Raw genomic sequence first — 23910 nt, 5'->3', positions numbered from 1 at the left:
CATTAACATTGCACTGTGCGCGGTACGCGCGGCGCATTCATTCTTCGTCGGGCGGCCGTCATTGTGCATAAAAAGCCGCACAGCCGGCGACAACGGGGAGAGTACTGACCATGGGCACTGGTATCGGGTTATTGCTTGCTGCCTCCATGGCAGCGATGCTGGCGGCGCCGGCATCCGCGCAACAAGCTCAGGCGCAGGCCTCCGAATCGGGTCAGCCCCACTACAAGTTGCCCATGCGCGGCGCCCCCGCGAGCCGCATCGGCGGCGGCACCCGAGGCCCGGCCGCCGACAGCCCCAGCGTCACCGTCTTCGCCCCCGAACACACGGGCCTCACCGTGAACCCACAGCCGACGCTGTACTGGCACCTGTCGAAGCAGGCGCCGGTGCAGATCGAGCTCACCCTGATCGACGAAGCGGGGGTGAAGCCGCTCATCGAAAAGGTCGAAAAATCCCCGCTCACGCCCGGCATCCACGCCCTGTCGCTGAAGGACGCGGGCGTGAAGCTTTCCCCGGACATCGAGTATCGCTGGCACGTCGCGATCGTATTCGATCCGAAGATGCGTTCGAGCGACGTGACCTCCAGCGGGACGATCAAGCTCGTCGCCGCCCCCGCAGGACTGCAAGGCAAGGTCGCCGATGCGCGCACCGCGCCCGCGGCGTATGCGGGCGAAGGCCTGTGGTACGACTCGATCGAATCGCTGATGCGCCTCATCCAGGCGTCGCCCGGCGACCCGAAGCTCAAATCACAGCTCGATTCCCTGCTCGCGCAGGTAGGACTGGCCCAGGTCGGCGGTACGCGCTGAATGCGGTTCGCTCGCAGCCGCATCTCGCAGGCGCTCGCCGCCGCGCTCGGGGTCGGTGTGCCTTCGGTACAGGCGCAGGTCCCGCCGGGCCCGCCGATCGTGCTCGACGGCACCATGGGGGGCCTCCCGAGAGCCGTCCCGCTGACCGGCGCCGAGTACCGCATTAACGCCGCAGACGGCCAGCTCCGCGGCACCAATCTCTTCCACAGCTTCGGGCGGTTCAACGTCCCAGAGGACACGCGCGCGACGTTCGCCGCTCCGTCCGACATCAGCATCAACATCAACAACATCATCAGCCGAGTCACCGGCGTCGATCCGTCGCGGATCATGGGCGGGATTCGCTCCGAGATCTCGGGCGCGAATCTGTTCCTTCTAAATCCCAACGGCATCGTCTTCGGCCCGAAAGCGGTGCTCGACGTGAGCGGCTCGTTTTACGCATCGACGGCCCATCATCTCCTGCTGGGCACGAGCGGGCGCTTCGATGCCGTCAACCCGGGGGCTACGGTGCTCACGTCGGCGCCGCCGAGCGCATTCGGATTCATCGCGCCGCCAGCCGGCGTCGTGGTGAACGGCAGCGAGCTCACCGGGGCGCCGGGAAAAACGCTCGGCTTCGTGACCGGTCCGATGATGATCGCCGGCGCGAACATTCAGGTGCCCGGCGGGTTGCTGAGCCTCACGAGCGTCGGCGGTCCCGGCGAGGTCGCGCTCGTCCGCACCGAGCCCGTGCCGGCCGCCGGCGTGACCCGTGCCGCTATCACCGTCTCCGACAGCGTGCTCGGCGCAACCAGCACACCGGCATCGAGCGGCGCCACGGTGGTCATTCGCGGCGGCAGGCTCACGCTCACGAATACGATCGCAGGCGTCCAGAACGATCACGCGGGCGACGCTCCCGGTGTGATCGTGGACGCTGCCGAGTCGCTCTCGATGCAGACCGCCCTGGTCGGCAACATATCGACCGGCAGCGGCAGCGGCGGCCCGGTCGTCGTCACCAGCCCCGAGATCACGCTGCAGGACGCCCTGATCAGCTCGATCAGCGCAGGACCGGGCGCGGCCGGCGCGGTCAGCGTGAGCGGCAACCGCATCAGCCTGTCGGGCCAGTCGGGTATCTCGAGCACCGTTTCCGCAAGCGGCGCCTCGGGTGGCGTGCAGGTGAACGCCGCGGAGTCGCTGACGGTCTTCGGCAGCGCGGCCGCGCGCAGCCAGATCACCAGCGCGAGCGAGGGCACTGGCGCCGCCGGTGCGGTCCGGATCGCGGCGCCGACGGTACTTCTCGACGGCGGCGTCGTCAGCTCCGCGGTCTCGGGACCCGGCGCGGCCGGCCCGATCACGATCGAAGCGAATCAGGTCGCGCTGACCAACGGCGCGCGCATCGATTCGAGCTCGACCGGCACCGGCGCTGCGGGCGCGATCGCCGTATTCGCCCACGAGTCGATCAAGGTGACCGGCGACGAGAATGTCGCGTCGGCGATCGGCAGCGTCGCCACCGGCGGCGGCGCCGGCGGCAGCATCGTGCTTACCGCTCCCCTGGTCGATCTCCTCGGCGCCAACGTCAGCGTGAGCTCGAGCGGCGCGGGCGCCGCGGGCAGCATCGCGGTCATCGCCAACGACTTCAAGTCGAGCTTCAGCCTGATCGACACCAGCGGCTCCGGCACGGGGCCGGGCGGCAACATCGACGTGGTGGCGGACCGTGTGGTCGTGCGCGACAACAGCGTGCTCAATTCGGCCGCGGTGGAAGGTGCCCCGGGCGCGATCCGCCTCACCGGGCTCGAATCGATCGCCATACTCCGCGGCGACGGCAATCCGAATCTCGAAGCCGGGCTCTTCAGCCTCAGCGCGGGGCCGCAGAACGGCTCGATCATCTCGCTGTCGGCGCCGACCGTCACGATCGATCAAATGTCGATACGGAGCTCCACGTTCGGCAGCGGACGCGCCGGAGACATCCGCATCGAAGGCGGCACGCTGTCGCTGCTCAACGGCAGCCAGATCGACTCGAGAACGCGCGCCTCGGGCGCGGCGGGCAATCTCACCCTGAGCGCGACCGATTCGATCACCATCGGCGGCCGCAACAGCGCGGGTGTCATGGGCGGCGTCTCGACGTCGTCGACTGCGAGCGGCGCCGGCGGCAACGTCGTCATGAACGCACCGCGCATCACGATCGGCGACGCGGGCGTGGTCGCCGACGGCCAGTCGACCGGGGCGCCGGGCACGATCACCCTCACCGGCGAGTCGATATCGCTCACCGACGGCGCGCGCGTCTCGTCGAGCTCGCACGCGCCGGGCGCGGGCGGCGCGGTGACGATCACCGCATCGCGCTCGTTCGTGATCTCCGGCGAGAACGCCGACAACCGGTCGGGCATCGAAGGCCTGAACTTCGGGCCGGGCGGCGGCGCGACGATCGCGATTTCCGCGCCCGACGTGACGATCAACAGCGGCGGCATCGACACCACCGCATCGGGCGCGGGCGCCGCCGGGTCGGTGTCCATCGACGGCGCGCGCATCGCGTTCGTCAACGGCGGCGCGATGTCGTCCACATCGACCGGGGCCGGGCGCGCCGGCGACGTGCGCATCACCGCGACCGAGTCGCTCGCGATGTCGGGTCAGCAGCAGAACGGCTTCCCGGCGCTGATCGTCGCGCGCTCGGTCGGCACCGGCGACGGCGGCACGATCTCGCTGAATGCACCCAGCGTCACGCTCGACGGCGCGGTCATCAGCGTGAGCTCCGAGTCCTCCGGGAGCGCCGGCAACATCGCCGTGAACGCCGGCAGGCTCGCACTGCTCAACGGCGCGCTGCTCGATTCGAGCACGAGCGGCACGGGCACGGGCGGAACGATCGACATCGCGGCGACCGAGTCGGTCAGCCTCACCGGCAAGAACAGCATCCGCCCGAGCACGATCAACAGCGCGACTTCGGGCAGCGGCGCGGCGGGCCAGGTGAGCATCGCCGCCCCGCTTCTGACGCTGAGCGGCGGTGCGATCTCGGCCGACACCGAAGGCAGCGGCGCGGGCGGCAACATCCGGGTGATCGCCGGCCGCCTCGAGATCGCCGAGCGAGGGCAGATCTTCTCCAACACCTCGGGCACCGGCGCCGGCGGCCGCATCATCGTCGATGCGGGCGAATCGGTCTCGATCGTCACGCCGTCGGATGCGCCTTTCCTGACCGGCATCTTCGCGCTCGCGCTCGGAGCCGGTCCCGGCGGAGACATCGAGATCACCTCGCCGGCGGTGAGCGTGGACGGCGGATCGATCGCGGCGTCCACGATCACGTCGGCGCCGGCCGGGAGCCTGGCGATTCGAGGCGCCCGTTTCTCGGTCACCGGCGGAGCGTTCGTGGATTCCAGCGGCATCGGTCCAGGTGACGCCGGCCGCGTGCTCGTCGACATGAGCGAATCGATCTCGGTCTCCGGCTCGAACGCCGCCGGCCAGGCGTCGTCGATCTCGAGCTCGGCCTTCCGCGGCGGGCGCGGCGGCGAAGTGTTCCTGAGCGCGCCGCTGATCACCCTGAACGACAAGGGCTTCGTCGGCGTCGACGCACAGGGCGGCGGCAACGCCGGCCAGATCACGGTGCGCGCCGGCCGCGTCGTGCTGACGGGCGGAGGCGAGATGAGCTCGAGCGCGAGCGACGACTCGGTCGGCGGCCGCATCGACATCACCGCGCTGGAGTCCCTCACGATCGCGGGCGCCGGCGCGACGTTCAACAACTCCGGCCTGCTGGCGACGACCAGCGGGCGCGGCGGCGGCGGCGAGATCGTAGTGCGCGCGCCGCTGGTCGATCTGACCGGCGGGACGATCTCCAGCGCGACCGCGGGCGGCGGCAACGCCGGCCGCGTCACCGTCGATGCGGGCCGCGTGGACCTCAGGCGCGGAGCGGTCATCGATTCGAGCACGTTCGGCGCGGGCGCCGGCGGACACGTGAGCGTCACCGCGACCGAGGCGATCAACGTGTCGGGCAGCAGCGCCGCCGGCGTGGTGTCGACGATCTCGAGCTTCAGCACGGGCGCCGGCGCCGGGGGCGACCTCTCGCTGTCCGCGCCGACGATCTCGGTCGACGGCGGCTCTCTGCTCGCGAACACGTCGGCAACGGGCGCGGCGGGGCGCATCAACATCGACGCCGGCCGGCTGGACGTCACACGCGGCGGTCTCATCGATTCGAGCACCTTCGCGGCAGGCGCCGGCGGACAGGTGAACGTCACTGCGACGGACGCCATCACCGTGTCCGGCACCAGCGCGAGCGGCGGCACGTCGACGATCTCGAGCCTCAGCGCGGGCACCGGCTCGGGCGGCGATCTCTCGCTGTCCGCAGCGACGATCTCCGTCGACGCCGGCTCGCTGCTCGTGAACGCGACGGCCGCGGGCGACGCGGGGCGCATGCTCGTCAGCGGCGGTCGCGTGACGATCTCCAACGGCGGCGTGCTGGCGAGCGGCACGGCCGGGTCGGGCCGCGGCGGCACGATGCGAGTGACCGCGACCGAATCGATCCTCGTGACGGGCGAAGCCGGCGGATCGCGCAGCCGCATGACCAACAGCTCCAACGGCACGGGCGACGCCGGAGAGATCTTCGTGATCGCACCCGACATCACCTTGCAGGACCGCGGCTTCATCCGCGGCATCGCGTCCGATCGCGGCCGCGCCGGCAACGTCACGGTTCGCGCATCCACGCTCGCCCTCAACAGCGGCGGCGAGATCTCCACCAGCACGACGGGATTCGGCCGCGGCGGCAACATCGACATCCGCGCGACCGGCAGGACCGACATGACCGACAGCTCGATCCGCTCGACGAGCTCGGCCGCGGGCGAAGCGGGTAACATCGCGCTCGACGCCGGCGGCTCGCTGATCATGCTGCGCTCGGCGATCACCACCGAAGCCAATCGCGCCGACGGCGGCAACATCTTCATCAAGGCGAACGACATCCTGCGCATGACCGACAGCGAGATCACGACCTCGGTCGGCAGCGGCTTCGGCAACGGCGGCAACATCACCATCGACCCGATCTTCGTCGTGCTCGATTCGAGCCGGATCATCGCCAACGCGTTCGGCGGCAACGGCGGCAACATCGACATCAGCACCGACGCGCTGCTCAAGAGCGGCGACAGCACGATCTCCGCGTCGTCACAGCTCGGCGTGCAGGGCACGATCCGCATCAGCGCGCCCGACAGCGATCTCGCGGGCAGCCTGACGCCGCTCGCGAGCGGCCTCATCGATCCTTCGCAGCTCCTGCGCCAGTCGTGCTCCGCGCGCGCGGCGAGCGGCGGCAACAGCTTCGTCGGGGTGGGCCACGGCGGATTGCCCGAACAGCCCGGATCGCTCGCGTTCAGCAGCTACGCGCCGACGCGCGCGATCGCCGCCGACGAGCGCGCCCCGGTCTATGCGCTGCTGAGCGAATTCTCGTGCGCGCGCTGACCGCCGCGGCGTGCCTCGCCGCGATCGGCGCCGCGCACGCGCAGGTCGCACCGCCCATCACAGTGCCGGAACGCCGCCCCGAGTTCGCGCCGCTGCCCGAGATCGCCCCCAAGCCCGCGCCCTCCCCGTTCGTGCTGCCGCCGGTGCCGCCGCTCGACGACCAGCGCCGGCTCTCGTCCACGCTGCGCGTGTTCGTCAAGCGCTTCGAGTTCTCGGGCAACACGGTGTTCAGCGACGCGGAGCTGCACGCGCTCGTCGCGCAGTACGAAGGCCGTGAGCTCGGCAACGTCGAGATCGAGGACGCGCGCACGCGGATCACCGCGCACTACATCGCGAACGGCTACGTGAGCTCCGGCGCGCTCGTGCCCGACCAGGACCTGGCCGGCGGCGTGCTGAAGCTCCGGATCGTCGAAGGCCGCCTCGCCGACATCGTCCTCCAGGGGCAGAACCGCTTCGCGCGCTCGTACATCACCGATCGCGTCTCCGCCGACCCGAACGCCCCGCTGCGCCTTCCTGCTTTGCAGGAGCGCCTTCAGCTCCTCGCGCAGAGCCCGCTGATCGACCGGCTGAACGCGCAGCTCTCGCCCGGGGAGAAGCTCGGCGAAGCCGTGCTGCGCGTGGACGTCACCGAAGCGCCGCCGTACGAGATCGGCTACCGCTTCTCCAACAGTCGCTCGCCGAGCATCGGCAGCTATCTCAACGAGTTCCGGGCGGGCGCACGCAACCTCTTCGGCCGCGGGGTCCAGGTCGGGCTGCGCTACGGTCTCACGCGCGGCCTCGACGAGTACACCGCATACGCGGCCGCGCCGGTATCGCGCTGGGACACCACGCTGTCCTTGCGTTACGAGAAAAACCGCGCGGTGGTGATCGAGCCGCCTTTCGGTCCGCTCGACATCGTGAGCAAGTCGGACACGTTCGAGCTCGGACTCACCCAGCCGGTGTATCGCACGCTCGCGCAGGAGCTCGATCTCTCCGCGTACTACTCCGATCGCGAGAGCGAGACGTTCCTCCTCGGCACGCCGTTTTCGTTCACCGCGGGCGTCGCCGACGCGAAGAGCCGGGTGCGCGCGGCGCGCCTGTCGGCCGACTGGGTCTACCGCACCGAGAACCAGGTGTTCTCGGCGCGGGCGTGGGTGAAATCGGGCCTGGACGTCGGCGGCGTGACCGTGAATCCCAACCTCGCCGACGGGCTGTTCGTCACGCGCTTCATCCAGGCGCAGTGGGTGAGACGGCTCTCGAACGCGGGCAACCAGATCATCGTCCGTTACGACCGCCAGTTCTCCAACGGCAAGCTCCTGCCCAGCGAGCGCTTCGCGCTCGGCGGCGTCGAGAGCGTGCGCGGCTATCGCGAGAACCGGCTGGTGAAGGACCAGGGCTGGTTCGCGTCGGTCGAGTACCGCCATCCGGTGTTCCGCTGGGTGCCTTCGATGCTGAGCACCCGCAGCGAGGACGGCGTCGTGCAGCTCGTCGCGTTCACCGACCGCGGCCGCGCCTACGACGACCAGGAGATCCCCACGAGCTTTCCCGACCGCCTGTCGAGCGTCGGCGTCGGCGTGCGCTGGGATCTGACCCCCGCCATCTACGCGCGCTTCTACTATGCGAAGGCGATGGAGAAGATCGCGGTGCCGAACTCCGATCCCCAGGACCGCGGGCTGCACTTCATGATCAACGTGAGCAAGTACTTCTGATTCGATGAAGATCGCGATCATCGGGCTTGCCCTCTTCGCGGCGCTTGCCTGCGGGGCCCGTGCCGCCGAAACGCCGCCGCCGCGCGAGCTGCTCGAGAAAGCCGAGTCGGTGCAGCGCCTCGGCCATCGCAACCAGGCGCTCGAATACCTCGAGGAGGCGCGCCTGCGCGCCGAGGCCGGCGACGATGCGGCGCTGACCGCCGCGGTGCACGGCGCGCTCGGTAAGGCGTATCTGCTGCGCGGCCGCGCCGACGAGGCGCGCGCCCTCCTCACGCAGTCGCTGAACGAAGCGCAGCGCCTGAACGCGAAGACCCTCGAAGCCGCGGTGCTCAACGATCTCGGCAATCTCGCCGCGGTCGAAGGCAAACCGCAGGACGCGCTGGCGCGCTACGAGCGCAGCCTCGAGACCGCGCGAGCGTCGAACGACTCTTCCGCCGCTGCGCGCGCCGCCTCGAACATCGCCTACCTGCAGGCCGATCAGAAGGACAACGCGCGCGCCGTCGAAGCGCTCGCGGTGCTCGAGCGCGAGATCGCCCGCATCGCCGAGCCTCGCGACAAGGCGCTCGCGCTGCTGTCTGCGGGCGAATTGCTCGGGCGGCTGTTCGAGGCCACGCGCGACCGCGCGCTGCTCGAACGCAGCTTCCGCGCACACCAGGAAGCGCTGAGGATCGCCGAGAAGACGCGCGATCTGCGCGCCCTCTCGCTCGCGCGCGGCGGGCTCGCGCGGCTCTATCACCTCGACGGCCGCGGCGACGAAGCGTCGCGTCTCACCTCGCTCGCCCTCGCATCGGCGCAGACGGCGGACGCCGCGGACCTGCAATATCGCTGGCACTGGCTCGCGGCGCGCGTGCTGCTCGCGCAAGGCAAGACCGACGAAGCGCTGGCGTCGTATCGCCGCGCGGTGCAGCGCTTCCAGACGGTGCGCGTCGATCTCATCCAGGAGCTCAACGCCTCGCGCACGTCTTATCGCGATACCGTGGGCCCGCTCTTCATCGAGCTCGCGGACCTGCTGCTCAAACGCGCGCGCAACGAAGCCGATCCGCAGAAGACGCTCGGCGAGGTGCGCGAAGTCGTCGAGCAATTCCGCTCGGTCGAGCTCGAGGACTACTTCAAGGACGAATGCGTCGCCCAGCTCCAGGCGCGACGGCGTGCGATCGAGACCGTCGCCGCCGACACCGCGGTGCTCTATCCGGTTTTCCTGCCCGACCGCACCGAGATGCTGGTATCGGTGGCAGGCCGCGTGAAGCAGATCACCATCCCGATCACCGCGACCGCCCTCACCGAAGAGATTCACACGTTCCGGTCGCTCCTGGAAAAGCGCACGACCAACCAGTTCCTGCCGCACGCACAGCGTCTCTACGGCTGGCTGTTCCGGCCGATCGAGCCCGAGCTTGCGGGCGGCCAGGTGACGACCGTCGTGCTGATCCCCGACGGCGCTCTGCGCAGCGTGCCGATGGCGGCGCTGCACGACGGCAAGCAGTTCCTGGTCAGCCGCTACGCGTTCGCGGTCGCGCCGGGGCTGTCGCTCCTCGAGCCACGGCCCCTCGACACCAAGGAATCGCGCGTGCTGCTCTCCGGTCTCTCCGAGAGCGTTCAGCAGTTCCCCGCGCTGCCGGCGGTCACCGGCGAGCTCGACGCCATCCAGCGCCTGACGCAGGCCAAGACCCTGCGCAACGCGCAGTTCAGCGAGAACGCGTTCGAGAAAGAGCTGAAGGCGCTGCCGTATTCGGTCGTGCACATCGCGTCGCACGGCCAGTTCGACAGCGATCCGAAGAAGAGCTTCCTGCTCACCTACGACGGGAAGATCACCATGGACGACCTCGAGCGCTATCTCAAGGCCACGCGCTTCCGCGACGATCCCGTCGAGCTGCTCACGCTGTCCGCGTGCCGCACCGCGGCCGGAGACGACCGCGCGGCGCTCGGCCTGGCCGGGGTCGCCATCAAGGCGGGCGCGCGCAGCGCGGTCGCGACGCTGTGGTTCGTGAGCGACCAGGCGTCCAGCGATCTGGTGACGCGCTTCTATCAGCTCCTGCGCACGACGCAGATGTCGAAAGTCGTCGCGCTGCAGACCGCGCAGCAGGAAATGCTCAAGGACGCGCGTTACCGCCACCCCAGTTACTGGGCGCCGTTCCTCCTCATCGGCAACTGGCTCTGAGGACAGAGCCTCGCATCACCCGTCATTTCAGCACATGCCCCTGTTTCTTCTCACGCCCATCGACCGTCGCGCGACCGATTGGACGCTCAGCACCACCGACGAGCCCGTCCAGATCGAAGCGGACTCCGAAGAACGCGCGCGTCGGCGCGCCAATCTCTTTTTCGCAAGACCGGGCGCTCGGGAGCCTGCGAGACCGCCATGGGACCAGCGTCACCTCGTCATCGCACGCATGATCGAGGAGCCCGACCCCGCGGTCCGACTGATACTCGCCGGCGATACCCCGTCGTGACGCTTCAGATCGAAGCCTTCGACTCTCTGTAAGCGCGCACGATCTCCTCGCCCGTCGCGAACCACACGCGGTCGTGGCCTTTGATATAGGCGAGCGCCTTGTCGAGCGCGCCGATGCGATGCGGCACGCCGGTCATGAAGGGATGCAGGCAGATCGCCATCACGCGCGCCGAATCGGCGCCTTCCGCGTACAGCACATCGAAGGTGTTGCGGACGATCTGGCCGAACTCGTCGCCGGTCGCAAAGCGATAGTGGACCTGGCCCGAGTCGTTGACCTCGTAGGAGTACGGCAGGTAGACGAGCTCCTTGTCACCGGCGTTCATGCGGTACGGCTGGTCGTCGTTCACCCAGTCCGAGACGTAGAGATAGCCTTCCTCGGCCAGGTAATCGAGCGTGTTCCACGTCTCGGCGAGGCCCGAGCCGAGCCAGCCGACCGGGCGCTTGCCCGCCGCCTGCGTGAGGCGCTGCGTGCACTGACGGATGAGCGCGCGTTCCTGCCCCGCCTCCAGCGCGGTCAGCCGCGTGCTGTTCGTCTTGTTGTGCCCGATGAATTCCCAGCCGAGCCTGACCGCGTCCTCGATGATCTCGGGATGGAAGTCGCAGATATCGGTGTTGGTCGCGGCGGTCGCGCGTATGCCGTGCCTGTCGAGCACGTCCATCATCCTGAAGATGCCCACGCGGTTGCCGTAGTCGCGCTGGCCCCACGCCCGCACGCTCGGCGCTTTGTGGTCACTCGCCTTCTCCCACGGATGTCCCGCGAGCGGCGTCTTCAGCGAAAAGAATTCGAGGTTGGGGATGATCCAGATCGCGAGCTGCGCGCCGTTGGGCCAGCGCCACTTTTCTCGGCGGTTGATCGGACTGTACCGAAACGGACCGTAGTCTGCGGGTTGCATCTCAGACCTTGCCGCACGCCGCCATGAGCTCGGCCACCGGCGTGCGCTCGAGGTCCTGGACGAGGCGCTTCAGCTTCGCGCAGCGCTCGCTTCCCAGCGCAGGCTCGACGAGGCGCTCGAACTTGGCGACGAGCCGCCGGCCCTGCTCCGCGACGTCGTTCCCCGGGACGCCGGAATCCAGGGTCGCGCGCAGCGTGCGGCCGTCCTTGGTCTCGACGACCACGTCGGCCACCATCTTCGGGCGGTCGGTCGCGAAATCGACCGAGACCTTGTCCCGCAGCGCACACAGCGCGGGCTCGGCGGTGCGCTCGTCGGTAAAGAACCCGAGGTCGGACGTATCCTCGCCCGCCAGCGCCGCCGCCGTCATGAAGCGTAAGGAGAACTTCGCTTCCAGCGCGGTGCGGGGGTTCGGGATGTTGCACATCGCGTCCGCACCTTTGTCGACTCTCAGCTTCACGCGCTCGACGTCCTGCGGTCGCAGCCCGTTCTTCTCGCGCAGCTGCCGCACGCCTTCGATCGAGGCGTGCGTGCCGTAGCACGACGCGTGGTACTTGAAGAGATTGTCGCGAAGATAGAAGCGCGCGGGATCGGCCAGCGCGGTCTCCGGATGGAAATCGGGGCTCATCACCGCCGCGAAACCCTGGCGGCATTCGAGGATGTCGCCGCGCGCGATCATGCCGGCCGCGGCAAGCCGCGCCGCGCGCAGCCCGTTGTGCGCGGCGACGCCGGCGTGGAACGGTTTGCACTCGGTGCCGAACATCGACTTCAGTCCGCCGGCCTGCGTCGCGGCGATGCCCACCGCGTGCGCGGTGCGCTCGACGTCCAGCCCGAGCAGCCGGGCGCACGCCGCGGCCGCACCGAGCGAGCCGACGGTGCACGTCGCGTGATAGCCGCGCGCATAGTGGCCGGGCGCCACCAGCAGGCCGACGCGCGCGCCGAGCTCGTAACCATTGACGAAGGCTGCGATCAGCTCGCGGCCCGACGCGCCCCGGCTTTCGGCGAGCGCCAGCAGCCCCGGCAGGATCGCGGCGCTGGGATGGCCGTTCAGGCTCAGGTTGACGTCGTCGTAATCCAGCACGTGCGAGGACGCGCCGTTGATGAGCGCGGCCTGTGACGCCGTCACGCGTGCGGCATGACCGACGACCGTTGCGACAGGCTCGCCGCCTTCGGCTCGAGCTTCCTCGAGCAGGATGTGCGGCAGGTGATCGTCGCAGCCGCCGATGGCGACGCCGATCCAGTCGAGCACGCATTGCCTCGCGAGCTCGCTCACGTCGGCCGGCAGCTCGCCCGCGGTCGCTTCCCGCGTGTGCTCGATGAGCTTGACCGTGAGCTCGTGGTGGATCTCGGTGATCGCGTGCGGGACGGGTTCGTTCATGGCGCTTCCTCCTCTTCCGGGTTGGGTTAATCTTACCCTCATGGACGCGTCCACACTGCGCGCGGCTGTCGACGCCGCGATGCCGCTCGCGGTCGAGCTTTTCGACACCCTGCGCAAGGAGACCGCCGACGGCGCGGGCGTGAGCCGCGAGTCCTACGGCGCCGGCGAGCAGCTCGCTCACGACCTTCTCACCAAGACCGCGCGAGCGCTCGACCTCGAGACGCGCGTCGATTTCGCCGGAAACCTCTACCTGACGTTGCCCGGCCGCGACCGCTCGGCGCCGGGCTGGATCACCGGGTCGCACCTCGACTCGGTGCCCATGGGCGGCAACTACGACGGCGCGGCCGGCGTGATCGCCGGCATCGTCGTGCAGGCAGCGCTGAGGCGATCGGGCGAGCAGCCGCCGCGCGACATCACCGTCGTGGGCATCCGCGCCGAGGAAGCGAGCAGCTGGTACGAAGGCAGCCACAACGGCCACCTCGGCAGCCGCGCCGCGCTCGGCATGCTGCCGGCGAAAGAGCTGCATGCCGCCGTCAACAGCCGCAGCCGGCGGACGCTGGCTCAGCACATCGCCGAAGCGGGATTCGATGTCGATGCGATCGCTGCACAGCGGGTCGCTCTGGATCGCGGCCGTTACGCAGGCTACGTCGAGCTGCACATCGAGCAGGGTCCGGTGCTCGAGAATCGCGCGTATCCCGTCGGCATCGTCACCGCCATCCGCGGGTCGGCGCGGCTGCGCAGCGCACGCTGCATCGGCGAGTACACCCACTCGGGCGCGGTGCCTCACGAATATCGCAGCGACACCGTGCTCGCGACCGCGGAGCTCTGCCATCGGCTCGATCTCGCATGGGAAGAGGTGCGCAACGCGGGCGGCGATCTCGTGTACACCGTGGGGAAGCTCTATACCGACCCCAAAGCCCATGCGCTCACCAAAGTGCCCGGCGAGACGAGCTTCACGATCGACCTGCGCAGCCAGTCGCAGGTCACGCTCGATGCGATGATGGCGCGCACGCGCGAATTGGCGGACGAGATCGGCCAACGACGCCGCGTGCGCTTCGAGCTCGGCGAATGGAATCTCCAGGAGCCGTCGGTGATGGACGAAGGTCTGCGTGGCGTGCTCGCGCGCGAAGCACGAGTGCTCGGCCTGGAGCCGCTCGCGCTGCCGAGCGGCGCCGGCCACGACGCGCAGGATTTCGAGCGCGCGGACTACCCCGCGGCGATGATCTTCGTGCGCAACGCGCACGGCAGCCACAACCCGTTCGAGGCGATGGACATCGCCGACTTCGCCCTCGGCACGCAGTTGCTTGCGCGGTTTCTGACGGCTTGATCATGGGGACTTCGAAAATGGATTCCCGATCCCTTCCGCTGCCGCGGGTCGGGAATGACGGTCGTTCGTCATCCCCGCGTGTGCGGGTCGGGAATGACGGTCGTTCGTCATCCCCGCGTCGGCGTGGCTCGTCATCCCCGCGCAGGCGGGACATCAGTCCGTCATCCCCGCGCAGGCGGGGATCCATGTTGACCTTCACCGCGGCCATGCTCGCCTCCAACGTAAGCATCGCCAACGCCGCCGACGCCCCTCCCGCGTATCCAAACAAGCCGGTGCGCATGATCGTCGCCTTCGCCCCCGGCGGCTCGTCGGACGTCGTGGCGCGCGTGATGGCTCAGCATCTGACGACGATGTGGGGCCAGCAGGTGGTGGTGGACAACCGTCCCGGCGCGAGCGGCATGCTCGGGCACGAGATCGGCGCGCGTGCGCCGGCGGACGGCTACACCATCATGCTCACGTCGATCGGCCCGCTTGCCGTCAACCCGATCCTCTACAAGAAGGCGGGCTACGATCCCCTGAAGAGCTTCACCCCGGTGACGCTCACGGTATCGCTGCTCAACGCGCTCGTCGTCCATCCTTCGGTGCCCGCGACCAGCGTCAAAGAGCTCATCGCGTATGCCAGGGCGCGGCCCACCCAGATCACCTACGGCTCCTCGGGCATCGGCGGCGCGGGACATCTCGCGGGCGAGCTTTTCTCTTCGATGGCCGGCGTCAAGCTCACGCACGTGCCGTACAAAGGCGGCGCGCTGGCGATGATCGATCTCGTCGGCGGGCAGATCCAGGCGATCTTTTCCACGCTGGTCACCGCGCTTCCGCACATGAAGACCGGCAAGATCCGCGGGCTCGCGGTCACGACGAAGGAGCGCGCGCCGATGGCGCCGGAGCTGCCGACGATCGCCGAAGCGGCATTGCCGGGGTTCGAGGCGAACAACTGGGACGGCATGCTGTTCCCGGCATCGACGCCGCGGGCCATCGTCACCAAAGTGAATCGCGACACCGGGCGCGTGCTGAACCTGCCCGAAGTGCGCGACTTTCTGTCCGCGCAGGGGGCGCTGCCGACACCGAGCACGCCCGAAGCGTTTTCGAAGTATCTTCAATCCGAGATCGACAAGTGGCGCGTCGTCGTGCAGCGCGCCGGCATCCGGGCCGAATAGGAGAAGCAATGAACGATTCCGAAATGATCAAGCACCTGTGGACCCACAAGACGCAGGACCACCCTGTGCTTTCCGACGAAGAGCTCATGATCGAGCGCGGCGAAGGCGTCTACGTCTGGACGCGCACCGGCAAAAAGCTGCTCGACGCCTTCGCCGGCCTGGCCGTCGTGCACGTCGGTCACGGCCGCACCGAGATCGCCGACGCGATACGCGAGCAGGCGTGCAAGCTCGCCTACTATCCGACCACGCGCCAGTTCTCGAATCCGCCGGCGGCGGAGCTCGCGACCAAGCTCGCGGCGCTGACGCCGGGCGATCTGAAGTACACGTTCTTCGCCGTCAGCGGCGCCGAAGCGAACGAGCGCTCGATCCAGATCGCGCGCCAGTACTGGCTCCAGAAGAAGCGGCCGCGTAAATACAAGATCATCTCGCTGCAGGGCGGCTATCACGGCGGCACGATCGGCATGTTCGGCTTCGGCGGCAGTCCGGATCAGACCAAGCCGTACGAGCCTTACCAGTGGAGCGGCTTCACGCGGGTGCCGGTGCCCTACCCGTTCTGGAATCGCGGCAGCGGCACCGACGAAGACCTGGTGAGACGCTGCGCCGACAAGCTCGCCGACGCGATACGCGAGGCGGATCCCGAGACCGTCGCGGCGGTGATCGTCGAGCCGGTGCTGTCCGCGGGCGGCTCGATCATTCCGCCGCTCGGCTGGCTCGCGCGCGTGCGAGACATCTGCGACGACCTCGACGTGCTGATGATCGCCGACGAAGTCATCACCGGCTTCGGCCGCACCGGCAAATGGTTCGGCGTTCAGCACGAGGACGTGGTGCCCGACCTGATGTCGCTCGCGAAAGGCATCACCTCGGGGTACCTGCCGCTCTCCGCGTCGATCGCGCGCGCCAAGATCGCCGATGCGTTCGACGAGAAGAGCTTTGAAGAGAACGTGCACGCCGGCACGTACTGCGGCCATCCGACCTCATGCGCGGCGGCGCTCGCGAACCTCGCGATCATCGAGCGCGAGAACCTCGTCGAGAACTCAGAGCGCATGGGGGCGCGGCTGCACGCGAAGCTGGAAGAGCTCGTCGGCGGCCTGCCGATCGTCGGCGAAGTGCGCTCGCGCGGCCTGATGGTCGCGATGGAGTTCACCGATCCCAAGGACCGCACCCGTCCGCTGAACCCGAAGCTCGTCGGCAGCCTCAACATGCGCGCGTGGAAGCGCGGCGCGATCGCGCCGGCCAAGGGCAGCGTGCTGCGCGTCGCGCCGCCGCTGTCGATCAATGCGGCCGAAGTCGACGAGCTCGCGCAGATCCTCGCGGACTCGATTCGAGAGGTGCAGGACGAAGTGTCGGCGGCTGTCGCCGTCTAGAAATCCGGGTCAGAGTCAGATTTAAGGTTAAAACCACTTTGCCGGAAATCCGACTCTGACCCGGATTACCGAGGCTTTTCTTCCGCAAGATCCCAGAACAACCCCGTCATCATCTGCAGGCCTTCGCGCAGGATGGGGCCCAGCACGTGCTCGTTGGGCGCGTGCTGCGAGCATCCCGCATAGGAATGCGGCACCCAGATCGTCGGCAGGCCCAGCGTTTCGGCGAAGCAGTCGTTGGGCAGCGAGCCGCCGATGTTCGGCAGGATCGCCGGCTTCACGCCGAGCGTGCGGCGGATCGACTCCGCGGCCCAGCGCACCCATTCGTGATCGGGGTCGAGCCGCGTCGCCTGCATGAAGCTCTTGCGCGCCATCCCCACTTGCACCATCCCGAAACCGTTCGCGTCGAGATGGCGGCGTATCGTCGGGATGAAGCTCTGGGGATCGCACCCTGCCACGAAACGGATCTGGCAGGTCGCGGTCGCCTTGCCCGGAATGGCGTTGACCGGGTTGTCCGGATTGCCGGTGCGGAACGCGAGGATCTCGAAGGTGTTCCACGCGTACACCTTCTCGGCGGGCGACAGCCCCGGCTCGCCCCAGCACTCGTCGATCTGCGGCTCGTCTTCGCCCGGCTGCGGCGCGCACTCGGCCAGCGCCGCACGCACCGAATCGGGAATGCGATCCGGCAGCAGATCGCGGACGAGCACCTTGCCTTCGCGCGTGACGATGCTCGCGAGCGCGTGCGCGAGGATCACGCCCGGATTCGCCAGCAGCCCGCCCCAGTTGCCCGAGTGATGTGCGCCCTCGCGCAGCTCGACCGCGAAATTCATGTTGAGCGAGCCGCGCGAGCCCAGGTAGATCGTCGGACGCTCCGCGGAGAGGCGCGGGCCGTCCGACGCGATCAGCACGTCGGCTTTGAGACGATCGCGATACTGCTCGCAGAACGCGCGCAAACCGGGTGAGCTCAGCTCCTCGCCGGTCTCCAGGATGAACTTCGAGTTGAAGCCGAGCTTGCCGCGCTCGGCGAGCACGCACGCGAGCGCAGCCATGTTGATCGAGTGCTGGCCCTTGTTGTCGGCGGAGCCGCGCCCGTAATAACGCTCGCCTTCCTGTTTAAGCACCCAGGGCGAGAGCCCTTCGCGCCACTGCTCGGCCAGGCCGCGGATCACGTCGCCGTGACCGTACGAGAGCACCGTCGGCAGCTTCGCATCCTCGATGCGCTCGGCGATCAGGATCGGCCCGAACTCACCCGCCGGGTTCGGCAGGATGTCGACGGTAAACCCCATGCGCTCGAACGCCGGGGCGATCTCGTCCTTCAGATAGGTGTCCAGATGCCGACGGCTTTCGGGGACCTGGCTTTCGGTGTGTATGGCGACGCGACGCGCCAGGTCCTCGATGAACTCGCCTTGGTCGAAATGTCGCGTCGCGCGCGAGACCGCTGCTTCGCGACTCATGCGCGCGCCGGGATCACGGTGTCGACGACGCTCCGCACATCGGCGGCGTGCTCCATGCCCATGATCGCGTTCAGTGCCGCATCCACCTGCGAGGCCTTGAGCACGTTGCCCGCGAGCATCCTGAACTTGTCGAACACCGCTTCGCGGTCGTTCCAGCCGTACGAATCGCCGCGGCCGCCGTTCGCCTCGACGCGCGGGCAGACGAGGCGCTCGCCGTTCTTGAGCGTCACCACGACGTCCCACCAGTGCGCGCCGCCGAGCGAGCGATGCGGCCGGCCTGCGGTCTCGGGATCCTGCGTGACGTTCACCTTGTGCAGCAGCGCCTGCACCGCGGGCCGCCGCGCGGCGTCGTCGGTGAAGCTCGACAGATCGAGCTTGCCGCCGTCGACGATCAGCGACGACACCGTGTACCACGTGGAGAACTTGCCCTGGAGGCCGCTCTTCGGCCAGCGCAGGTTGGGCGCCATGCACGAGGGCTCGTGGGTCGTGACGATGTCGACCGACGCCACGTCTTCCGGCTTGATCGGGTGCTTCCTGAGCAGCGCGGTCATCGCGGTGTTGGCGCCGTGCGTGCCGCCGCAGCACGGCCAGATCTTGATCGAGATGCCGTTCGCGACCTCGCGCCCGGTGCCCATCAGCGCCCACGGATTGCCCAGATGCCGGGGGATGTTGGAAAGGTTCATCATCTCCTCGCCGTACACCGCCGCGTAGCCGAAGCGATGCTCCATGACGTCCGGATTCGCCTCGTACCCTTTCTGCGCGAGCTTCGCGGCGGTGACCGCCGCGCGGCAGGTGTTGCCGGGATGGAACGGCTTGGTCATGGTGCCGAAGTTGGCGCGTATGCCCGATGCTTGCGTCGCGCCGATGCCCAGCGCCATGCGCGTTTGCATTTCATCCAACCCGAGCATTTTCGCCGCGGCCGCCGTCGAGCCCAGCGTGCCGATGCTGGAGGTGTTGTGCCAGCCTTTGCCGTAATGGTCGTGGCCCATGCTCTGCGTCACCGCGGTGGTGATGTCGAACCCGGTCGCGTACGCGAGCAATGCCTGCTTGCCGCTCGCGCGCAGCTCTTCGCCGAGTGCGAGCACCACCGGCGTCAGCGTCACCGCCTGGTGTCCGGCGCCGTAGTCGTCGAAGTCCTCGGAGTGTCCGAGCGTGCCGTTCGCCATCGCCGCGTTGACCGCGTTGGTCTGGATGCCCGTTCCGACCACTCTGGATACCGGCTTGCCGCCGAGCTCGTCGACCAGGCTCGTCATCATCCTGCCCAGCGGGCGCGTCGTGCCGTAGATCGCGCAGCCGACCGCGTCGAGCAGGCAGAGCTTGGCGAGATTGATCGCGGGTGTCGGGATGTCCTCGAAGCGTGCGCCGCTGATGAACGCCGCCATGCGTTGAGTCGTGCCCATCGCTGCCTCCTCTCAAGGGTTAGCCGGAGCATCGTTTCAGTTGAGCGAGGCGCTGTCAACGCGCGCTATACTGGACCCGCCGCCGAAGCCGCTCCAACAGCACGTCCACGTTCAGCAGGAGGGCACCATGGTCGAGCTCAAGGGCTACCACGCCCACGTCTATTTCGACGCCGCCACCCGCGCGACCGCCGAGCGCTTGCGCGACGCGCTCGCGGCGAACTTCGCGGTCGAGCCCGGCCCCTTCGCCGACGGCCCGCGCGGCCCGCATCCTATCCCGCAGTTCAACGTGATCTTCGAGGAGCCCGAATTCCAGAAGATCGTGCCCTGGCTCATGCTCAATCGCGAAGGCCTCGACGTGCTGGTCCACCCGTTGACCCCGAGCAACTACGACGACCACAGCAAATACGCGATCTGGCTCGGCAACCCGGTGCCGCTCAGGCTCGAGCGCCTGAGCAAGCAATTGCCGCAAGAGCTGCTGCCGACCGCACAACAAGCAAAGGCCTGATCATGTCGCTGCGCATCACACCGCTCACCACGCACATCGGCGCCGAAGTCGAGGGCGTCGACCTTCGCGAGCCGCTCTCCGACTCGCACGCCGACGAGATCCACCACGCGATGGACCGCTACGCGGTGCTCGTCTTTCACGGGCAACCGCTGACCAACGAGCAGCACCTCGCGTTCACCCAGGCGTTGGGACCGCTGGAAGACACCGGGCGCAACACCTTGCGCACCGCCAAGGATTTCCGCCTGCCCACGACCTTCGCCGACGTGTCGAACCTCGACGGCAACAACCAGGTGTACAGCGCCCAGGATCGCCGGCGGCTCTTCGCCATCGGCAATCAGCTCTGGCACTCCGACTCGTCGTTCAAGGCAGTGCCGGCGAAATACTCGCTGTTACGCGCGGTACGCATTCCCTCCAAAGGCGGCAACACCGAGTTCGCGCACATGGGCGCGGCGTACGAAGCGCTGGACGAGGACACCAAGGCGGTGATCGAGGACCTCGTCTGCGAGCATTCGCAGCTCTACTCGCGCGAGTCGATCGGCTTCACCGAGTTCACGCCGGAAGAGCGCGAGCGCTTCAGGCCGGTGCGCCAGCGCCTGGTGCGCACGCTCGCGAGGACGGGGCGCAAGTCGATCTATCTCTCGTCGCACATCGGCATCGTCATCGGCTGGGAGCTGCCCGAGGCGCGGCTCTTGCTGCGCGATCTCACCGAGCACGCGACGCAGCGCGAGTTCGTCTACTCGCACAAGTGGCAGGTCGACGATCTGGTGATGTGGGACAACCGCCAGACCATGCATCGCGGACGTTCGTATCCGGCGCACGAAGCCCGCGACGTGCGCAGGACTACGCTCAAGGGCGACGGACCGACGATCGAGCAGGCGATCGCGGCGTAACGATCAGCGGCCCGGCACCATCCCCACCGACTTGTAGACCGCTGCCGCCTCGCCCGAAGACAGATAGCTCAGCAGCGCCCTCGCCGCTTCGGGCGCCCTGGCGCGCGTGGAGATGAAACCCACCAGCGCGGTCGGCGTCGAGATCTCGCGCGGCAGCGGCCCGACGATCTCCACGCCGGGATCGTGGATCTCGCTCGCGAAGGTGAGGCCGATCTCGGAATAGCCGAACGAGAGCACCTTCATCGCGTTCGCGCCGCCCTGCACTCTCTGGAGCCTGGGCTCCCACGGATCTCACCCGGCCGCTCCGGCCTGGCCCTGTATACCCGCGTCACGCACGACTTTGCTCCAGCGCTCGAGCTCGCTGCGGATCCAGTCGCCGAGCTCTTTCGGCGTGTTGCCCGCGGCAGGCTCCATGCCGATCGTTTCGACGTGCTTGGTGAACTCCGCGTTCCCCAACGCGCGCCGCAGCTCCGCGTTGAGCTTGTTGATGACCGCCGGCGGCGTGCGAACGGGCGCGACGATGCCGTACCAGCCGTCGTTGGAGAACCCCGGGAAGGCCTCGCCGACCGTCGGCATGTCGGGCATGCTGCGCAACCGCTTGATGTGGCCGGTCGCGATGCCGCGCACGCGTCCTCCGGCGACCAGGGTCTGACTCGACGTGACGCTGCCGACGAAGACCTGGATGCGGCCCGCGACCACGTCCGGCAGCGCCAGACCCGCGCCTTTGTACGGCACGTGCGTGAATTTCGCGCCCCCCACCGTGCTGAAGAACGCGACGGTGAGATGACCGACCGTGCCGACGCCGGGCGTGCCGAAGTTGACCTTGCCCGGCTGTGCTTTCGACAGGTCGATCAGCTCGGCGATGGTCTTGGCCTGAACCGCCGGATGCACCACGAAAAGCTGCGGCACGTACGCCGCGAGCCCCACCGGCGCGAAATCCTTCACCGGGTCGTAGTCGAGCTTGGGCGTGACCGCGGGATTGGTCGACATGCCCGAAGCGGCGGCGAGCAGCAGCGTATAGCCGTCCGGCGCGGCCCTCGCGCCGAGCGTGTGCGCGATCGCCGTGCCGGCGCCCGGCCGGTTGTCCGCGACCACCGGCACGCCGAGCTTGTCGGAGAGCCACGCGCCGAGCGCGCGTCCCAGCGGATCGGCGGAGCCGCCCGGCGGGAACGGGATGATGAAGCGGATGGGCTTGGTGGGATAGGCGCTCTGTGCCGCGTGCACGGCTGCGGCCACGAGCGTGAGCACTGCGGAAACGACGACGGTCAACAGCGAGCGCGCTGACATGATGCGTCTCCTCCTCGGGGCGAAGCGGAAACCATGAGACGCTTTTTTTGGCGCGCCCGCAAGATGCATTGCCGTTACTATCGGGATCACAAGAAGTCGCCCGGGGGAACGCATGACCTTCATCGCAGGATCGATCGCGCCGCTCGGCGCCGACAGCCGTCCGCAACCCATGCCGGAGCCGCTGCTGCCGCCGGACGTCACCAAGGTCGCGAGCCCGCTCGACATCTCCGACTACACGACCGAGAACGTCGACCGCGCGATCCGCACGCGCTACTGGGAATGCGTCGACGAGCTGAAGAAAAAAGGCGCGAACCGCATCACGCTGACCGGCTTCCCGATCTCGTCGCAGCTCGGCCGCCCGCGCGCGCTCGAGCTCCTCGCGGAGACGACCCGGCGCACCGGCATCCCCGCCGATTCGCACGGCGAGGTGTCGGTCGATGCGACGCGGCATCTCGGCATGAAGCGCATCGCGATCGCCAGCCGCTGGTCCGAAGAGCTGAACCGGAAGCTCACCGCCTATCTGACCCACGCTGGATTCGAAGTGCTCGCGGTCACCAGCGCCGGACAATGGGCCAAGCAGGCGGGTGAGATGAGCATCGAAGCGGGTGTCCGGCTCGCGTTCAGGCTCGCGCGCGAAGCGATGGGCAAGGCGCCCGACGCCGACGGCCTGCTTCTTCCCGGCGGCGCGTGGCGCAGCCTCGCCGCCGTTCCCGTACTCGAAGAGGACTTCGGCAAGCCGGTCGTGACCAATCCCGTCGCCGAAGTCTGGCGTCTCATTTCGCTGGGCATCGCGCCGCCCGTCAAAGGCTGGGGAAGACTGCTCGCGACGCCGTAACACTTTTCAAGGAGGAGTAATCATGCCCCTCGGAGGCAATGACTGGCACGCGCTGACCACGGAAGCGCCGCTCGAACCGAATCTACCGATCTGCGATCCGCACCATCACCTGTGGGATCGCCGCGCCGCGCGCATTCCCTATCAGCGTTACCAGCTCGACGAGCTGCTCGCCGATATCGGCAGCGGCCACAATGTGCGCTCGACGGTGTTCATCGAGTGCCGCTCGATGTACCGCAGCGAAGGTCCCGCAGAGATGCGTCCGGTCGGCGAAGTGGAATACGTGCAGGGTCAGGCCGCGGCGAGCGCGAGCGGTCTGTACGGTCCCGCGCGCGCCGCCGCAGCGATCATCGGCCACGCCAACCTCAACCTCGGCGAGCGTGTGGAGCCCGTGCTGCAAGCGTTGCAGGCGGCGAGCCCCAACCGCTTCCGCGGCATTCGCCATTCGGTGACCTGGGACCCGCATCCCGAAGTCGAGAACACCGCGGCTCACAAGGCGCAGGGGCAGCTCGCGACCGAGCAGTTCCGCGCCGGCGCGCGGGTGCTCGCAGGCATGGGTTTCACGCTCGAAGGCTGGTGCTTCGAGTCGCAGCTCGAGGAGATGGCGGCATTCGCCAAAGCGGTGCCCGAGCTCACCATCATCCTCAACCACGTCGGCGGCGTGCTGCGTACCGGACCGTACGAGAGCAAGCGCGAGGAGACGATGCAGAGCTGGCGCAAGGGCATGGCGGCCGTTGCGCAGTGTCCCAACGTGGTCGTCAAGCTCGGCGGCTTGGGGATGATCCGCTGCGGCTTCGACTGGCACACGCGTGAAAAACCCATCGGCTCCGAAGAGCTCGCAACCGCGATGGCGCCTTACCTCACCCACTGCATCGAGCAGTTCACGCCGTCGCGCTGCATGTTCGAGAGCAACTTCCCGGTGGACAAAGTCTCGTTCTCGTACAACGTGATGTGGAACGCGTTCAAGCGCTTCTCCAGGCAGTACTCGGCGAGCGAGCGCGCGGCGATGTTCCACGACACCGCGGCGCGGGTCTACCGGATCGCGTAAATGGGGTCAGGTCCACATTTACGTTAATGTGGACCTGACCCCGATTATTCCAT

General features: G+C 68.3%; 17 protein-coding genes. 11 read left to right on the top strand and 6 right to left on the bottom strand.

Annotated features, from left to right (window positions below; all coding sequences use genetic code 11):
* Positions 1-146 precede the first annotated feature (146 nt).
* The 4 genes from VHP37_06415 to VHP37_06400 are packed head-to-tail and all read left to right on the top strand — an operon-like array spanning position 147 to position 10043.
* On the top strand, positions 147-803 hold the full coding sequence (locus VHP37_06415; protein HEX2825960.1) for a DUF928 domain-containing protein: 657 nt from the start codon (positions 147-149) through the stop codon (positions 801-803).
* Positions 804-6200 (top strand): filamentous hemagglutinin N-terminal domain-containing protein, encoded by a 5397-nt coding sequence (locus VHP37_06410; protein ID HEX2825959.1) that lies wholly within the window; start codon positions 804-806, stop codon positions 6198-6200.
* Positions 6188-7888: a POTRA domain-containing protein gene (locus VHP37_06405; protein ID HEX2825958.1), complete on the top strand. Its 1701-nt coding sequence runs from the start codon at positions 6188-6190 to the stop codon at positions 7886-7888. The genes VHP37_06410 and VHP37_06405 overlap by 13 nt, the downstream gene beginning before the upstream one ends.
* A 4-nt stretch (positions 7889-7892) precedes the next feature.
* Positions 7893-10043 (top strand): CHAT domain-containing protein, encoded by a 2151-nt coding sequence (locus tag VHP37_06400; GenBank protein HEX2825957.1) that lies wholly within the window; start codon positions 7893-7895, stop codon positions 10041-10043.
* A gap of 293 nt (positions 10044-10336) precedes the next feature.
* On the opposite strand, the gene VHP37_06395 is transcribed toward VHP37_06400, so the two are convergent.
* Positions 10337-11224, bottom strand: a complete 888-nt coding sequence (locus VHP37_06395) for a polysaccharide deacetylase family protein (protein ID HEX2825956.1) — start codon at positions 11222-11224, stop codon at positions 10337-10339.
* Between the two features lies 1 nt (position 11225).
* Positions 11226-12599, bottom strand: a complete 1374-nt coding sequence (locus VHP37_06390; GenBank protein HEX2825955.1) for an MmgE/PrpD family protein — start codon at positions 12597-12599, stop codon at positions 11226-11228.
* Between the two features lie 40 nt (positions 12600-12639).
* On the opposite strand from VHP37_06390, the gene VHP37_06385 reads away from it, so the two are divergent.
* The 3 genes from VHP37_06385 to VHP37_06375 all read left to right on the top strand — a co-directional run bounded on the left by VHP37_06385 (position 12640) and on the right by VHP37_06375 (position 16444).
* Complete coding sequence (locus tag VHP37_06385; protein ID HEX2825954.1) at positions 12640-13926, top strand: hydantoinase/carbamoylase family amidase; 1287 nt, start codon at positions 12640-12642, stop codon at positions 13924-13926.
* A 185-nt stretch (positions 13927-14111) separates the two neighbouring features.
* Positions 14112-15080 (top strand): tripartite tricarboxylate transporter substrate binding protein, encoded by a 969-nt coding sequence (locus VHP37_06380; GenBank protein HEX2825953.1) that lies wholly within the window; start codon positions 14112-14114, stop codon positions 15078-15080.
* A gap of 8 nt (positions 15081-15088) precedes the next feature.
* Positions 15089-16444: an aspartate aminotransferase family protein gene (locus VHP37_06375; GenBank protein ID HEX2825952.1), complete on the top strand. Its 1356-nt coding sequence runs from the start codon at positions 15089-15091 to the stop codon at positions 16442-16444.
* A 65-nt stretch (positions 16445-16509) separates the two neighbouring features.
* On the opposite strand, the gene VHP37_06370 is transcribed toward VHP37_06375, so the two are convergent.
* Positions 16510-17895 (bottom strand): M20 family metallopeptidase, encoded by a 1386-nt coding sequence (locus tag VHP37_06370; protein HEX2825951.1) that lies wholly within the window; start codon positions 17893-17895, stop codon positions 16510-16512.
* Positions 17892-19295, bottom strand: a complete 1404-nt coding sequence (locus VHP37_06365; GenBank protein ID HEX2825950.1) for an MmgE/PrpD family protein — start codon at positions 19293-19295, stop codon at positions 17892-17894. The genes VHP37_06370 and VHP37_06365 overlap by 4 nt, the downstream gene beginning before the upstream one ends.
* Before the next feature lie 127 nt (positions 19296-19422).
* Here VHP37_06365 and VHP37_06360 point away from each other — a divergent pair, with 127 nt between their 5' ends.
* Positions 19423-19800, top strand: a complete 378-nt coding sequence (locus VHP37_06360) for a DOPA 4,5-dioxygenase family protein (GenBank protein ID HEX2825949.1) — start codon at positions 19423-19425, stop codon at positions 19798-19800.
* 2 nt (positions 19801-19802) lie between these two features.
* Positions 19803-20690, top strand: a complete 888-nt coding sequence (locus VHP37_06355) for a TauD/TfdA family dioxygenase (GenBank protein ID HEX2825948.1) — start codon at positions 19803-19805, stop codon at positions 20688-20690.
* A gap of 3 nt (positions 20691-20693) precedes the next feature.
* Here the strand turns inward: VHP37_06355 and VHP37_06350 are convergent, their stop codons facing one another.
* Entirely contained in the window at positions 20694-20954 is a 261-nt protein-coding gene (locus VHP37_06350) for a substrate-binding domain-containing protein (protein ID HEX2825947.1), read from the bottom strand.
* A gap of 27 nt (positions 20955-20981) precedes the next feature.
* Positions 20982-21977 (bottom strand): tripartite tricarboxylate transporter substrate binding protein, encoded by a 996-nt coding sequence (locus VHP37_06345; GenBank protein HEX2825946.1) that lies wholly within the window; start codon positions 21975-21977, stop codon positions 20982-20984.
* A gap of 112 nt (positions 21978-22089) precedes the next feature.
* Here VHP37_06345 and VHP37_06340 point away from each other — a divergent pair, with 112 nt between their 5' ends.
* Together VHP37_06340 and VHP37_06335 are read left to right on the top strand one after the other, a co-directional pair.
* Positions 22090-22812, top strand: a complete 723-nt coding sequence (locus tag VHP37_06340; GenBank protein HEX2825945.1) for a hypothetical protein — start codon at positions 22090-22092, stop codon at positions 22810-22812.
* Positions 22813-22834: 22 nt separating this feature from the next.
* The gene (locus VHP37_06335) at positions 22835-23857 is read left to right on the top strand and encodes an amidohydrolase family protein (GenBank protein HEX2825944.1); all 1023 of its coding nucleotides are present in this window, start codon (positions 22835-22837) and stop codon (positions 23855-23857) included.
* Positions 23858-23910: the final 53 nt, after the last annotated feature.

It is taken from the genome of Burkholderiales bacterium (genome assembly GCA_036262035.1).
GTDB lineage: Bacteria > Pseudomonadota > Gammaproteobacteria > Burkholderiales > SG8-41 > JAQGMV01.
Note: the sequence above shows the minus strand (reverse complement) of the source record. Positions and strands in the feature narration are given on the sequence as shown.

Excerpts from the sequence above, each read along its gene's own strand:
- VHP37_06390 (HEX2825955.1), bottom strand. The coding sequence starts at position 12,599 with ATGAACGAACCCGTCCCGCACGCGATCACCGAGATCCACCACGAGCTC.
- VHP37_06355 (HEX2825948.1), top strand. The coding sequence starts at position 19,803 with ATGTCGCTGCGCATCACACCGCTCACCACGCACATCGGCGCCGAAGTC.
- VHP37_06345 (HEX2825946.1), bottom strand. The coding sequence starts at position 21,977 with ATGTCAGCGCGCTCGCTGTTGACCGTCGTCGTTTCCGCAGTGCTCACG.
- VHP37_06415 (HEX2825960.1), top strand. The coding sequence starts at position 147 with ATGGCAGCGATGCTGGCGGCGCCGGCATCCGCGCAACAAGCTCAGGCG.
- VHP37_06395 (HEX2825956.1), bottom strand. The coding sequence starts at position 11,224 with ATGCAACCCGCAGACTACGGTCCGTTTCGGTACAGTCCGATCAACCGC.
- VHP37_06335 (HEX2825944.1), top strand. The coding sequence starts at position 22,835 with ATGCCCCTCGGAGGCAATGACTGGCACGCGCTGACCACGGAAGCGCCG.
- VHP37_06360 (HEX2825949.1), top strand. The coding sequence starts at position 19,423 with ATGGTCGAGCTCAAGGGCTACCACGCCCACGTCTATTTCGACGCCGCC.
- VHP37_06365 (HEX2825950.1), bottom strand. The coding sequence starts at position 19,295 with ATGGGCACGACTCAACGCATGGCGGCGTTCATCAGCGGCGCACGCTTC.
- VHP37_06375 (HEX2825952.1), top strand. The coding sequence starts at position 15,089 with ATGAACGATTCCGAAATGATCAAGCACCTGTGGACCCACAAGACGCAG.
- VHP37_06385 (HEX2825954.1), top strand. The coding sequence starts at position 12,640 with ATGGACGCGTCCACACTGCGCGCGGCTGTCGACGCCGCGATGCCGCTC.
- VHP37_06380 (HEX2825953.1), top strand. The coding sequence starts at position 14,112 with ATGTTGACCTTCACCGCGGCCATGCTCGCCTCCAACGTAAGCATCGCC.
- VHP37_06400 (HEX2825957.1), top strand. The coding sequence starts at position 7,893 with ATGAAGATCGCGATCATCGGGCTTGCCCTCTTCGCGGCGCTTGCCTGC.
- VHP37_06410 (HEX2825959.1), top strand. The coding sequence starts at position 804 with ATGCGGTTCGCTCGCAGCCGCATCTCGCAGGCGCTCGCCGCCGCGCTC.
- VHP37_06340 (HEX2825945.1), top strand. The coding sequence starts at position 22,090 with ATGACCTTCATCGCAGGATCGATCGCGCCGCTCGGCGCCGACAGCCGT.
- VHP37_06370 (HEX2825951.1), bottom strand. The coding sequence starts at position 17,895 with ATGAGTCGCGAAGCAGCGGTCTCGCGCGCGACGCGACATTTCGACCAA.